This is a genomic window from Paraburkholderia xenovorans, assembly GCF_046030735.1.
Classification (GTDB): domain Bacteria; phylum Pseudomonadota; class Gammaproteobacteria; order Burkholderiales; family Burkholderiaceae; genus Paraburkholderia; species Paraburkholderia xenovorans_A.
Window position 1 is genome coordinate 170,436 of record NZ_JAQQBV010000009.1, and the last position, 13,755, is coordinate 184,190.

At 62.5% G+C, this 13,755-nt stretch carries 11 protein-coding genes; 5 read left to right on the plus strand and 6 right to left on the minus strand.

What is annotated here, in order from left to right:
- Positions 1-10: 10 nt before the first annotated feature.
- On the minus strand, positions 11-1,693 hold the full coding sequence (gene aspT / locus PQQ51_RS11410; protein ID WP_408496879.1) for an aspartate-alanine antiporter: 1,683 nt from the start codon (positions 1,691-1,693) through the stop codon (positions 11-13).
- Between the two features lie 507 nt (positions 1,694-2,200).
- Between aspT and PQQ51_RS11415 the strand changes: the two genes are divergently transcribed.
- Positions 2,201-3,199 carry a 2-hydroxyacid dehydrogenase gene (locus PQQ51_RS11415; RefSeq protein ID WP_408496880.1) on the plus strand — a complete coding sequence of 333 codons (999 nt, stop codon included), beginning with the start codon at positions 2,201-2,203 and terminating at the stop codon, positions 3,197-3,199.
- A gap of 26 nt (positions 3,200-3,225) precedes the next feature.
- Here PQQ51_RS11415 and PQQ51_RS11420 read toward each other — a convergent pair whose 3' ends face one another.
- The gene (locus PQQ51_RS11420) at positions 3,226-3,864 is read right to left on the minus strand and encodes a plasmid fertility inhibition factor family protein (RefSeq protein ID WP_408496881.1); all 639 of its coding nucleotides are present in this window, start codon (positions 3,862-3,864) and stop codon (positions 3,226-3,228) included.
- Between the two features lie 322 nt (positions 3,865-4,186).
- Between PQQ51_RS11420 and PQQ51_RS11425 the strand changes: the two genes are divergently transcribed.
- Positions 4,187-5,353 carry an MFS transporter gene (locus tag PQQ51_RS11425; RefSeq protein ID WP_408496882.1) on the plus strand — a complete coding sequence of 389 codons (1,167 nt, stop codon included), beginning with the start codon at positions 4,187-4,189 and terminating at the stop codon, positions 5,351-5,353.
- A gap of 152 nt (positions 5,354-5,505) precedes the next feature.
- Entirely contained in the window at positions 5,506-6,666 is a 1,161-nt protein-coding gene (locus PQQ51_RS11430) for an MFS transporter (protein ID WP_408496883.1), read from the plus strand.
- A 13-nt stretch (positions 6,667-6,679) separates the two neighbouring features.
- On the opposite strand, the gene fahA is transcribed toward PQQ51_RS11430, so the two are convergent.
- Both fahA and hmgA read right to left on the minus strand, forming a co-directional pair.
- Positions 6,680-7,990, minus strand: a complete 1,311-nt coding sequence (fahA, locus tag PQQ51_RS11435; protein WP_408496884.1) for a fumarylacetoacetase — start codon at positions 7,988-7,990, stop codon at positions 6,680-6,682.
- Entirely contained in the window at positions 7,987-9,333 is a 1,347-nt protein-coding gene (hmgA, locus tag PQQ51_RS11440) for a homogentisate 1,2-dioxygenase (RefSeq protein WP_408496885.1), read from the minus strand. Before hmgA ends, fahA begins: the two co-directional genes overlap by 4 nt.
- Before the next feature lie 356 nt (positions 9,334-9,689).
- Here hmgA and PQQ51_RS11445 point away from each other — a divergent pair, with 356 nt between their 5' ends.
- Positions 9,690-10,520: an EAL domain-containing protein gene (locus tag PQQ51_RS11445; protein ID WP_408496886.1), complete on the plus strand. Its 831-nt coding sequence runs from the start codon at positions 9,690-9,692 to the stop codon at positions 10,518-10,520.
- A gap of 34 nt (positions 10,521-10,554) precedes the next feature.
- Here the strand turns inward: PQQ51_RS11445 and PQQ51_RS11450 are convergent, their stop codons facing one another.
- Entirely contained in the window at positions 10,555-11,340 is a 786-nt protein-coding gene (locus PQQ51_RS11450) for an IclR family transcriptional regulator (RefSeq protein WP_408496887.1), read from the minus strand.
- A 128-nt stretch (positions 11,341-11,468) separates the two neighbouring features.
- On the opposite strand from PQQ51_RS11450, the gene PQQ51_RS11455 reads away from it, so the two are divergent.
- Positions 11,469-12,659, plus strand: coding sequence for an acyl-CoA dehydrogenase (locus tag PQQ51_RS11455; protein WP_408496888.1), 1,191 nt, complete (start codon positions 11,469-11,471; stop codon positions 12,657-12,659).
- Positions 12,660-12,817: 158 nt separating this feature from the next.
- On the opposite strand, the gene PQQ51_RS11460 is transcribed toward PQQ51_RS11455, so the two are convergent.
- A complete protein-coding gene (locus PQQ51_RS11460; RefSeq protein WP_408496889.1) occupies positions 12,818-13,456 on the minus strand; it encodes a peroxiredoxin in 639 nt (212 codons plus the stop codon).
- Positions 13,457-13,755: the final 299 nt, after the last annotated feature.

A 13,755-nucleotide genomic window follows, 5' to 3' on the forward strand; every position in this document is an offset into this window, starting at 1 on the left:
CTCTGGCCGCCTAGCCGAATTTCCCGGCGAGGCCGACTACGACCGGTCCCATCAACGGCAACAGAATGTTCGAGAGTGCGTAGGTGATCGTGTAGCCGATCACCGGCGTCGAGTTGCCGGTCACGCCGACCAGCGCGCTAATCGCCGGCGTACTGCACTGCTGGCCGGCGATCGCGCCGAGCAGCATCGGCGTTTCGAGCTTGAGGAACACACGGCCGATCCACAGTGAAAGCAGCCCCGGCACGAGCACCATCAGAATGCCGGCCACCGGCAGCGCCAACCCGTATTCACGCACCAGCTTGATCGCGTCCGGTCCCGCCGACAGACCCACCGCGGCGATAAACGTCGCGAGTCCGAAGTCCTTGAGGATTTGTGCGGCCGCCGACGGCAGCGAGCCGACCAGCGGATAGCGCGAGCGGATCCAGCCGAACAGCAGCCCCGATAGCAGACAGCCGCCGCCGGTGCCGAGCGCGATCGACACCCCGCCGATGCGCGCGCCGAGATGGCCGATCGCCATGCCGGCCAGCACGCCGAGGCCGAGATAGACGAAGTCGGTTTTCTGGGTGGCCGCGAGCACATAGCCGAGGCGCCGCGCGCCGCGCTCGACATCGGCTTTCGCGCCGACCAGCGTCAGCACGTCGCCGCGATTGAGTTCGGTGCCGGGCAGCGCGGGCACCGTGGTTTCGAGCCGCGTGACAGCCGCGATGTACACGCCGTGTCCATCTTCCGGCTTCGCCCGTTCGCGCAACTGCGCAACGGTCGCGCCATGCGCGTCGCTACGCGTGAGTACGACGTCGAGCTTTTCGGCGGCCAGCTGGCTGAAGCCTTCGCCCGGCACTTCCGCGCCGAGGGTCGCCGCCGCGGCCACGATCGCTTCGCGCCGTCCGCCCACCAGGATCAGATCGCCGGCGGCCAGCGTCAGGTGCGGCTCGACCGGCACGCGTTCGCCGTTGCGTTCGACCTGTTCGATCGTCAGGTTGAAGCCGTGCTGCTGCTCGACGCTCAACACCGTCGAGCCGGCCGCCGCGTCGATCTTGAATGCACGGGCGACGAGCGGCGGTGCGGCCGCCTGCTGCCCTTCGCCGAACGCGCCGTCGCCGCCGAGCTTGCGCCACACGCGCTCGGCTTCTTCGCGCAGATTGACGCGCAACAGCAGCGGCGCGAACTGGCTGGTGAACAGCACGATGGTGATCAGGCCGAACAGATAGCTCACGCTATACGCGGTGACCACGTTGGCTTGCAGACGCAGCGTTTCGGCGTCGCTGAAACCGAGCTTCGCGATCGCTTCCGACGCGGTGCCGATCACCGCCGATTCCGTCGCGGCGCCGGCCAGCAAGCCGGCCGCGGTGCCGACGTCGAGCCGCATCACGACCACCGCGATCATGATCAGCACCAGCACCGAAACGATCTCGATCACCGACAGCAAACCATAGCGCCAGCCGCGCCCGATGTTCGCGAAGAACTGCGGGCCGCCGGTAAAGCCAAGCGCGAAGATGAACAACGCGAACGCGATGTTCTTCAGATCGGGAGCGAGACGCGCGCCGGTCTGGCCCAATACGAGCGCGACGATCAACGTGCCGCACACGCCGCCGAGCTGTATCGGACCGATGCGGAACGAACCAACGAAATATCCAATTGCAAGGCTTGCGAACAGCGCGATCTCCGGTTGAGATCTCAGCAATTCACTGATCATGTTGGCTCGCGGTTTTGCGGTTTATTAGTAGGCAACTGAAAAGATCGCTTCTTTCACTTTCCAAAAACGGATTCGAAGTGCGACACCGTGACTCACCGATCGCGCACGAATATCCAGGCAGCATGACTGGATGCATTTTGCGAATTCTGTTTTATGGAAGGGGAATGACGCGACACCCGCAAACGGCCGTGTGCTGCTGCGTGGCAGCGGATATGCACTGTGCTTCAACTAACTCGGTTGTCATGCTTCCCTCGCAAAGTTGTCTAACGGGCGTGGAATACACACACGCTGAAGATGGCCAATTTTTTAGCACGGGAACATGCTTTTTCGGGACTTCTTTTTTAATAATTATTGAAGTTCGCCACGGCTGTCAATATGATTTTCAATTCGGGTCGATTTAAGTTCGCGAAAAATGATCTTTAGTAAAGACCGATATACTGGCGAGCCTGTTGGCCGCACGGCGCATCCGCCTCATTCAACGTCGGCACGAATCGTTCGGAGTTCCTCATGCGCATGATCCTGTTCAGCAGCCGCCAATACGACATCGACACGTTTGCGCAAGCCAACGGCGAGCATCGCTACGAACTGCACTTCCAGGAATCGCATCTCGACAGTGAAACGGCGATCCTTGCCGAGGGCTACGAGGTCGTATGCCCGTTCGTCAACGACAACGTCGACGCCGCCGTGCTGGAACGGCTTCATGCAGGCGGCACGCGGATGATCGCGCTGCGCTCGGCGGGTTTCAATCACGTCGACCTCGCCACAGCCGAACGTCTCGGCATCACGGTCGCACGCGTGCCGGCCTATTCGCCGCACGCGGTCGCCGAACATGCGGTGGGTCTGATTCTTGCGCTGAACCGGCGCTTGCCCCGCGCGGTCGCGCGCACTCGCGAAGGCGATTTCTCGTTGCACGGCCTGCTCGGTTTCGACCTGCACGGCAAGACTGTCGGCGTGATCGGCACCGGCATGATCGGCCGCGTGTTCGGCCGCATCATGGCGGGCTTCGGCATGCAGGTGCTGGCCTACGATCCCGGCAAGCCCGCCGACGATCTGCTGGCGCTCGGCGCGCGCTACGTGCCGCTCGACAAACTACTGGCGGAATCGGACATCGTCAGCCTGCATTGTCCGTTGGTGCCGGACACCTACCATCTGATCGACGGCCGCGCGCTCGCCAAGATGAAGCGCGGCTCGATGCTGATCAATACGGGGCGCGGCGGACTTGTCGAAAGCAATGCGCTGATCGGCGCGTTGAAAGACGGCCAGCTCGGCCATCTCGGCCTCGACGTGTACGAGGAAGAAGGCGGCCTGTTTTTCGAGGACCACTCGAATTTGCCGCTACAGGACGACGTGCTCGCACGCCTGTTGATGTTCCCGAATGTGATCGTCACCGCGCATCAGGCGTTCTTCACGCGCGAGGCAATGAACGAGATCGCGCAGACCACGCTCGGGAACGTCGCCGCGTGGCAGGCCGGTGCGCCGCATAACGTGGTGCAAACGCGCGGCTAGCCGTTCGTTGCGCGGTGCGCTCTGCTTTATCGTGGCAGGCCACCGCTCACTGCATCCGCCGCGCCGTCCAGCGTAGTCGGACGCAGGGCGATGCGGGCGTCGTCCGCGGCGCCGCACAGCTCACGCAGAAGCGCCGCCTCGCGCTCATGCACTTCCACCGGACACCAGCGCGCGCCGGCATCGGCGAGATAGCGCGCGCGATGCTGGCCGTTGCGGAATGCCACCACACCTTCGCGCTCGATACCGAGCCAACCGAGCATGCCCGGTGCGCGACGCGTCGAAATCGTCACGTACGGCATCTGCGGGATGCGCGGATTGTCCGGATCGAGAAACTCGCGTATGCCCCGCACCTTGCCCGAGTGCCATTCGGCGACCGGCTTCAGCACGTAGTCGGTATCGTCGCGATCCGCGCAGACGAGCAGCTTGCGCACGTCGACGAGCACCACCTGATGGCGCGTGCCGTCCATGACGAACACGCGTTTCAGGCGCACATGGTCGAACCACGGATGGTCGAGCAACGGCACGACCCAGACCGTCTCGGCACAGGCGGGCGCAGCGGCGGGCGATGAATTGGACAAGGACAAAGGCACGCTCGATGAGCTGGCGCGAATCCGCCAACGCGTTAAAAGAGCGCTAACGCTACGAGGCGATTGTGAAAGAAGCATGACAGACACCTCGATTAATCAACCGGCATGAACGACCGCGTACGAACCATCGGCTCGAGGACTCGCGTTCAGGAAAAGACGGGCGGCATCGGCAAATCTTCAACGCACATTTCGTATAACGGCGTCGTCAGCAAGCTGTTGAACGGCCTTTAGAAAAAAACAACAACGGCCTCAACGGTAAGCACGGCTGATTTTACTTAGGTAGAATCCCCTACTACTTTACCCGTTACATGTCGCAAGCGTTCTCGCCCCGAAAACGCGCGCCATCCGCGCCACGCCTCCCCGTCGCGCCGAATCCAGCTCCATCACACGCTCCATCGCCATGCCTTTACCGCTGCTTGCCCTCGCCGTTGCCGCTTTTGGAATCGGTACCACCGAATTCGTGATCATGGGCTTGCTGCCCGACGTCGCGCGCGATCTGTCCGTGTCGATTCCGGCCGCGGGCATGCTGGTGTCCGCGTATGCGCTCGGCGTCACGATCGGCGCACCGATCGTCGCGATCGCGGTGGCGAACATGCCGCGCAAGAAGGCGTTGATGAGCCTGATCTGCGTGTTTATTGTCGGCAATCTGCTGTGCGCAATCGCGCCGAACTACGGCGTGCTGATGGCCGCGCGCATCGTCACGGCGTTCTGTCATGGCGCGTTTTTCGGCATCGGCTCCGTGGTGGCCGCCGGCCTCGTCGCGCCGAACCGCCGCGCACAAGCCATTGCGCTGATGTTCACCGGCCTCACGCTCGCCAACGTGCTCGGCGTGCCGCTCGGCACCGCGCTCGGCCAAGCGGTGGGCTGGCGCGCGACGTTCTGGGCGGTGACCGGCATCGGCATCGTTGCGGCGGCCGCGCTAGCCGTGTGCCTGCCGGCCAGAATCGACATGCAGAAGGCGAGCCTCGTACGCGAATTCAGCGTGCTGAAGAATCCGCAAGTGCTGATGGTGCTCGGCATCAGCGTGCTCGCGTCGGCCAGCCTCTTCTCGACGTTCACCTATATCACGCCAATTCTCGAAGACGTCACCGGCTTCACGCCGCATGCGGTCACACTCGTGCTGTTGCTGTTCGGTCTCGGCCTGACGGTCGGCAGCACGCTCGGGGGCAAGCTGGCGGACTGGCGGTTGATGCCTTCGCTGGTGGCTTTTCTGATCGCGATCGTCGTAATCCTGACGATCTTTGCAGGCACGATGCACGCCGAAATCCCCGCGATGATCACGATTTTCGTGTGGGGCATTCTGGCCTTCGCGATCGTGCCGCCGCTGCAGATGCTGATCGTCGACCGTGCGAGCCACGCGCCAAATCTCGCCTCGACGTTGAATCAGGGCGCGTTCAACCTCGGCAACGCGACGGGCGCATGGCTCGGCGGCATGGCGATCAGCGCGGGTGCGCCGCTCACCACGTTGCCGTGGGTCGGCGTGGCGACTTCGATCGGCGCGCTGGTGATGACGCTGTGGTCGATGTCGATCGATCGACGCGCGCAACGGATGGCGGTGGCCGGCTGAGCGAAGCGCGAACGCGACGATAGATAGTTCAGGTGCGGCGCGTGCGTGCGGCGCGTGCGTGCGTGCGTGCGTGCGTGCGTGCGTGCACCAAGGGTCTAACCAAACCCGTACGCAGGTGCCAATGACTTGCGTCCGTAGTAGCATCCCGGCCGATGAAAGTCATCTTCACTCGCGATTTCCTCGCCTTGATTCTCAGCGTCGCCGTGGTCGGACTCGGCAGCGGCGCGACGCTTCCGCTCACCGCCCTCGCACTCACGCAAGCCGGCTACGGCACTGACGTGGTCGGCCTTCTGACCGCCGCGCAAGCGGGCGGCGGACTGATCGTCGTGCCGCTGGCCGGCTGGATCGCAGCGCGTTTCGGCGGCCGCCAGGTGATCACCGGCGCGGTGCTCGTGGTGGCGTTCGCCACCGCGTCGATGCAACTCACTACAAACCTGTGGCTCTGGGCCGTGCTGCGCGTGCTGTGCGGCGCGGCGCTGATGCTGCTCTTCACGATCGGCGAAGCGTGGGTCAACCAGCTCGCCGACGACGCCACGCGCGGCCGCGTCGTCGCGATCTACGCAACCAATTTCACGCTGTTCCAGATGTCGGGGCCGGTGCTGGTGAGCCAGATCGCCGGCTTCACGCCATGGCGTTTCCTGATTTGCGGCGCGCTCTTTCTATTCGCGCTGCCGATGCTCGCGACGATCCGCACGACGCCGCATGCGGCTGAGGAAGAACATGCGGCGCACGGCAGTTGGCGTCGCCTGTTGCCGCAGATGCCGGCGCTCGTGATCGGCACTGGATTCTTCGCGTTGTTCGATACGATCGCGCTTTCTCTATTGCCGTTGTTCGCGATGTCGCATGGCATAACGAGCGAGGTGGCCGTGCTGTTCGCCTCGGCGCTATTGCTCGGCGACACCACGATGCAGTTCCCGATCGGCTGGCTGGCCGACCGCCTCGGTCGAGAACGTGTGCATATCGGGTGTGGCGTGGTCGTCGTGCTGCTGTTGCCGTTATTGCCGTGGGCGATCAGTTCGGCGTGGCTGTGCTGGCCGCTGCTGTATGTGCTCGGCGCGGCGGCCGGCGCGATCTACACGTTGTCGCTGGTCGCGTGCGGCGAGCGCTTTCGCGGCGTCGCGCTGGTGTCGGCGAGTTCGCTGGTGGGCGCGTCGTGGAGCGCCGCCAGTTTCGGCGGACCGCTGGTGGCCGGCGCGTTGATGAAAAGTGTCGGCGACGATGCGATGGTCGGCGTGCTGCTGCTTGCCGCACTGGCGTTTCTCGCGGCGATCTGGTGGGAAAAGCGGCGCTCGCCGATGAATGCGATCGGCTGAGGCCGCGACAGGATCACTTCAGCGCCGGCAAAATCTGGCCGACACACGTCCCGAACCCGACGCGATACCCATCGCCCTGACACCAGCCGGCCAGTGTCAATTCGTCGCCGTCCTCGATAAACGCGCGCACCCCGCCTTCCTTCAACTCCAGCGGATTCTTGCCGTTCCACGTCGACTCCAGCAGACTGCCGCACGAATCGGCCGTGGGTCCGCTGATCGTGCCGGAACCCATCAGGTCGCCGACTCGCGTATTGCAGCCGCTTACCGTGTGATGCGCCAGTTGCTGCGCCATCGTCCAATACATGTGCTTGAAGTTGGTCCGCGAAATCGTCGTAGGCTGTTTCGACTGTTGCGGGCGCAACGTCACCTCGAGCGCGATATCGAACCCGTGCTTGCCGTCGTGACGCAGATAGGCGAGCGGCTCCGGTTCTTGCACGGGTTGCGCGACGCGGAACGGCTCGAGCGCGTCGAGCGTCACGATCCACGGCGAGATCGTCGTCGCGAATGTCTTCGCGTTGAACGGACCGAGCGGCACGTATTCCCATTGCTGGATGTCGCGCGCGCTCCAGTCGTTCAGCAGCACCATCCCGAAGATGTGCGCCTCGGCGTTCTCACATGCAACCGGTTCGCCGAGCGCGTTGCCCTGCCCGATCACGAACCCGGTTTCCAGTTCGATGTCGAGCTTGCGGCACGCGCCGAACACCGGACGCTCCTGGTCCGGCAGCTTCAGTTGACCGTTCGGGCGGCGCACCGGCGTGCCGCTCACCACCACCGACGACGCGCGCCCGTTATAGCCGATCGGCATCTCCGACCAGTTCGGCAACAACGCATTCTTCGGATCGCGGAACATCGAGCCGACATGGGTTGCGTGTTCCTTCGACGAATAGAAATCCGTGTAGCCGGGAATCTGCACGGGCAAATGCAATTGCGCGTCGGCCTGGCGGATCAGCGCGCGGCTGCGCAATTCGGCGTCGTCGCGCAGCGTCGCGTGATCGTGCGCCAGCAGCCCGCTCAGTTGAATACGCACGCTGCGCCATGCATCGCGACCCAGCGCGATAAAGTCGTTCAACGCATCACGCACGAACACGTTGCCACCCGCGGCCGATGACGGCACCGTCAGCAAGCCCGCCCCTTCGAGCACAGCCAGGTCGACAATCCGATCGCCGATCGCGACGCCCACGCGACGCGTCGAATTCAATGCATCGCTAAAAATACCGAACGGCAGGTTCTGGATCGAGAAATCGCTGGTCGGATCGTTCGCCGATTCGACCCAGCTCCTGCGCGACGGATCGAGCGTCGCGTGAAGATCGCTCAATGCGCTCATCGTTGCTCCGGGTTGAAATGTTTGTTGAGACCTTGCCAGCACTCGTAGTAATGCGCCTGCAATTGCGCGGTTTCGAGTGCGAAACGCGTGGGTTTGATCAGCGTGCGCGTTTCGAACATGAAGGCCATCGTGTCGCCGACCTTCTTTGGTATCGACGTATCGCCATGCGACGCCTTCTCGAAGGTATCCGCATCCGGCCCGTGGCCCGACATGCAGTTGTGCAGACTCGCGCCGCCCGGCACGAAACCTTCGGCCTTCGCGTCGTACACGCCATGCACGAGGCCCATGAATTCGCTTGCGACATTGCGATGAAACCAGGGCGGCCGGAACGTATCTTCCGCGGCGAGCCAGCGCGGCGGGAAGATCACGAAGTCGATCGTATCGACACCCGGCGTATCGCTTTGTGATTGCAGCACGAGAAAGATCGACGGGTCCGGATGGTCGAAGCTGATCGAGCCGATCGTATTGAAACGGCGCAGATCGTATTTGTACGGCGCGTAGTTGCCGTGCCAGGCCACCACGTCGAGCGGCGAATGGCCGATCTCCGCGCGCCACAGATTGCCGTTCATCTTCGCGACGAGTTCGAAGTCGCCTTCGCGGTCTTCATATGCGGCGTGCGGCGTGAGGAAGTCGCGCGGATTCGCGAGGCCGTTCGAACCGATCGGGCCGAGATCCGGCAAACGCAGCAACGCGCCGAAGTTCTCGCAGATGTAGCCGCGCGCGGCGCCGTCGGTCAGGCTCACCGCAAAACGCACGCCGCGCGGAATCACCGCGATCTCGAACGGCGCGACGTCGAGCACGCCCATCTCGGTCGCGATATGCAGGCGGCCTTCCTGCGGAACGATCAGCAGTTCGCCGTCGGCGCTGTAAAAGAAGCGGTTTTCCATCGACCGGTTCGCCGCGTACACGTGGATCGCGCAACCGTTCATCGCTTCGGCCGCGCCGTTGCCCGCCATCGTCACCCAGCCGTCGATGAAATCGGTCGGCTCGGTGGGCATCGGCAGCGCGTCCCAGCGCAACTGATTGGGCGGCGTCGGCGGCACGTCGGCGAAATTGGCGACGAGCCTGTCGGACGGCAATTGCGTGAACGGCTTATGCACTGCGGCCGGGCGAATACGGTACAGCCACGAACGGCGATTGTGGCCGCGCGGCGCGGTGAACGCGGTGCCCGACAACTGCTCGGCATACAACCCATACGCGGCGCGCTGCGGCGAATTGCGGCCTTCGGGCAGCGCGCCTGGCAGTGCCTCGGTGGCGAATTCGTTCGCGAAGCCCGATTGATAGCCGGGCTCGATCTCGAGCCGCGAACTCGCGGTGTTCGGCGTACGTGTTTTCGAATCCATACAAGCTTCTCCGTTGAGACTCGATGCGTTCATGTCAGGCGGGCGGCTGTTCAGACGGCCGCCCGCGTCGACGCGTCGCACGCGGCCAGCGCGATCAGTTGTCCGCCGATGAGCGGCCCGATCATCGAATCGATATTTACGAATGGTAAAACTAATTACGCATAGTGAAATTCACGTATACCCTGAACAGCGTATGGCGAATCCTTCGCGCGCCGCGTCGACAGGCGTTCGGCCGATAACGTTATGAGCATTTTGTTCATGTACGCGCGGTGCGGACTGCTACTATCAATGGATACGACAAGCGCGTCAGAACCCATTGACGCTGATCGCGCACTTACTGCCATCCATTCGCCTACATGATTCCGCCGACCATCCCCAATCTCATTGCCTGCGCCGCCTCTCACCCTTTTCTCGGCGAACATCTGGCGATGGGGACCGGCGTGCATAGCGATATCGCGCTGGCGCGATTCGCGGACATCGAACTCGCCAGTGCCTATGAGCCGATCTTCGACGTCAGCGTGCATGGGCTTGCGCAGTCGTTGTCGTCGGGGGCGGAAGGTGTCGACCGGTTCGGCGACGAACTCGGCTTCCAGGCCGTCACACAGCGGCTCGACGGCGCGCCGTTCGAGATGTTCGATCCGTTCGACCGCATCGCCGACGATCAGGAACTGGTCGCGCTGGATCGCATGTCGCGCGCGCTGCACGCGATCAACTTCTTCGGCGCGCAGCGGCATGGGCTGCTGTTTCTACGCGTGCACGAGCGTTTGCTGAAGAGCGTGAAGTACGACCACGGCCGGCATTTCTCGACCGTGCTGGTGTCGTTCGGGTTGAATCCCGCACGAGTCGTGATCGAGTTGCCGGCGGCGGCCGTCGCACACAAGACCTTCCTCGGCTATCTGACCAAGAGCTATCAGCGCTATGGGTTCAAGGTGGCAGGCAATCTGTCGAACGCGGGGCAGATTCTGTCGGTATCGGATACCGCACGGCTCGACTTCATCAAGATGGATGCGGCGATCGCGTTGCGCGAATCGATGGTGAAGGCACTGACGGGTTATGCGAGCCGTCTGCGGATTCCGCTGATCTTCAATCGCGTGATGGATGAAGCGCAGTTCCTCGCATTGCAGCAGTACGATGTGCGCTTCGTGCAAGGGCCTTTATTTACTGCGCATTATCACGATCGGGCTTGAGCGTGCTTTGAGCTTTCGAGCTTTTTAGTTCGCTTCAAGCCGTATCGCCCAGACGTCGCGCCAAAGCTTTTAGACGCGGCGCCACACTCTGCCTGAACACCTCCTCGCTCATCGACGAAGCCGGTCCGCTGCAACTAAGCACGAGCCAGCGCCCTTCGCGCGGCTCGCGGAACGGCACCGCGACGGCGTTTACGTCGTCATGCCACGCACGGAACGAATAGCAGCAGCGTTCTTTCGCGAAGGCCTCGATCTCCAGTTGGGCATCGGCGATCAACGTGGCAGCCTCTTTCCCTACTGCTTTCGTTAGCTCCGCCAACAAAGCCGCGCGCACATCCACCGGCTGCACGGCGAGATACGCACGTCCCATCGAACTCGTCAGCATCGACAGTTTCGAGCCGGATGCGAGCCCGAGCGTCAGCGCGGTTTCGCTGCGAATGGTCTCGAGGTAAATCATGTCGAGGCCGTCGCGGCAACCGAGCGAAACCGCCGCGCCCACCTCGCGTGCAAAGGCCCGCATATGCGGACGCGCGAGTTCGAGCGTGTCGGTGCCGGATAGCAGCGCGAAACCCAGCGACAGCACGCCCGCGTCGAGCGCATATTTGCCGAGCGTCTCATCGAGGCGCAGATAGCCCAGCACGGTCAGCGTGTACGCGAGACGATTGACGGTCGCCTTCGGCAAACCCGTGCGTTCGACGAAATCGCGGTTGCCGAGCATCGTGTCGCCAGGCTTGAACGCACGCAGCAAGTCCAGCCCGCGCGCGAGCGCGACGACGAATTTGCGCTCGTCGAGCGGTTCGGAGAGAGTGGTTACTGGCGTCATGTGGTGATACACTCGATCGTGATTTGCAAAACATTGTTTCGCATAGCGGAACTTGAGTCAAGGCAATTCATTAAGGCAATTTGTCGAGCCGCTCAGTCGCTCAAGTCAAAGGAATCAGGAGATACGTCATGGCCGAGGCCGCGCAGTTTCATTGGGAAGACCCTCTGCTGCTGGATCAGCAGCTCACCGAAGACGAACGCATGGTGCGCGATGCCGCCGCCGCTTATGCGCAGGACAAGCTTCAGCCGCGCGTGCTCGAAGCGTTCCGTCATGAGAAAACCGATATCGAGATCTTCCGCGAGATGGGCGAACTCGGCTTGCTCGGTCCGACGATTCCCGAGCAATACGGCGGACCCGGGCTCAACTACGTGGCGTACGGCTTGATCGCGCGTGAAGTGGAGCGCGTGGATTCCGGCTACCGGTCGATGATGTCGGTGCAGTCGTCGCTCGTCATGGTGCCGATCTACGAGTTCGGCTCAGAAGCGCAGAAGCAGAAGTACTTGCCGAAGCTCGCCACTGGCGAGTGGATCGGCTGCTTCGGGTTGACCGAGCCGAATCACGGCTCCGATCCGGGCAGCATGGTCACGCGGGCGAAGAAGGTCGATGGCGGCTATTCGCTGTCGGGGTCGAAAATGTGGATCACCAATTCGCCGATCGCCGACGTGTTCGTCGTCTGGGCGAAGCTCGAGGAGAACGGCAAGGACTCGATCCGCGGTTTCATTCTCGAGAAGGGCTGGAAGGGTCTGTCGGCGCCGACCATCCATAGCAAGGTGGGGCTGCGCGCGTCGATCACCGGCGAAATCGTGCTCGACGAAGTGTTCGTGCCGGAAGAAAACCGTTTCCCGGAAGTCAGCGGCTTGCGTGGTCCGTTCACCTGCCTGAACTCGGCGCGTTATGGGATCGCGTGGGGCGCGCTCGGCGCGGCCGAAGCGTGCTGGCACACCGCGCGTCAATACGTGCTGGATCGCAAGCAGTTCGGCCGGCCGCTCGCCGCGAACCAGCTGATCCAGAAAAAACTCGCCGACATGCAAACCGAAATTACGCTTGGCCTGCAAGGTGTGCTGCGCCTTGGCCGCATGAAGGACGAAGGCACGGCGGCGGTCGAAATCACGTCGATCATGAAGCGCAATTCGTGCGGTAAGGCATTGGACATCGCGCGGCTCGCTCGCGACATGCTCGGCGGCAACGGTATCTCGGACGAGTTCGGCATTGCGCGGCATCTGGTGAATCTCGAAGTCGTGAATACGTACGAAGGCACGCACGACATTCACGCGCTGATTCTCGGCCGCGCGCAAACGGGGATTCAGGCGTTTTTCTGATGCGCCGGGTGGTTCGCTCGCTGACGAGCGTTGTGCTTTAGCGTCGCTTTAACGAAAGAAGGCCGGTTCATCGCTGAACCGGCCTTTTTCTTTTGCGGCGTGGCGTTACGTTACGTTGTATTGCATGCCGAAGGCGTGCTTTGCGACCGATCAGCCGCTTACTTGTTCGGCTGCGGCGTCAGACGCAGATAAGGACGCACCGCTTTGTAGCCCTTCGGGAATTTCTGCTTGATGACTTCCTCGTCCTTCAACGACGGCACGATCACCACGTCATCGCCCTGCTTCCAGTTGCCGGGCGTCGCGACCGAATGATTGTCCGTGAGTTGCAGCGAGTCGATCACGCGCAGCACTTCGTCGAAGTTGCGGCCAGTGCTGGCCGGATACGTGATGATCAGACGCACTTTCTTCTTCGGATCGATCACGAACAGCGAACGGACCGTGAGGGTTTCGTTGGCGTTCGGGTGGATCATGTCGTACAGCTCGGCGACCTTGCGATCGGCGTCGGCGAGAATCGGGAAGCCGACGTTGGCCGCTTGCGTCTCGTTGATGTCCTTGATCCATTCCTTGTGCGACTCGGCACTGTCGACCGACAACGCGATCGTCTTCACATTGCGCTTCTCGAATTCGTCGGCCAGCTTGGCGGTGAGGCCGAGTTCGGTCGTGCAGACCGGCGTGAAATCGGCGGGGTGCGAAAACAGCACGCCCCAACTATCGCCCACCCATTCGTGAAACCTGATCGGACCGACGCTCGATTGCTGTTCGAAATCCGGTGCGATATCGCCAAGACGTAGACTCATAATGCAGCTCCTTGATTGTGTTCGGACATTCTGCGCGGACATTCGCGCGCGACGCTCTGCTAAAGCGCGCGGTGCAAAAGTACAGCATACGGGAGTGACGGTACAGAGCGAACGAACATCGCGTCACTACTTTATGCGTTTTTGTAATTTTCACCGATTTAGTGGAAACTTTGCGGGACAGATCAACTCCATCTTAGGCAAACTGTGCTACCTCACGCGGTAAGAGCCTATGCCTTCACGGATCGCCGCAACCGGGAACGGTTCGTGCGTTGGCTTTGAAGCAATCGGGCACTGCGCTC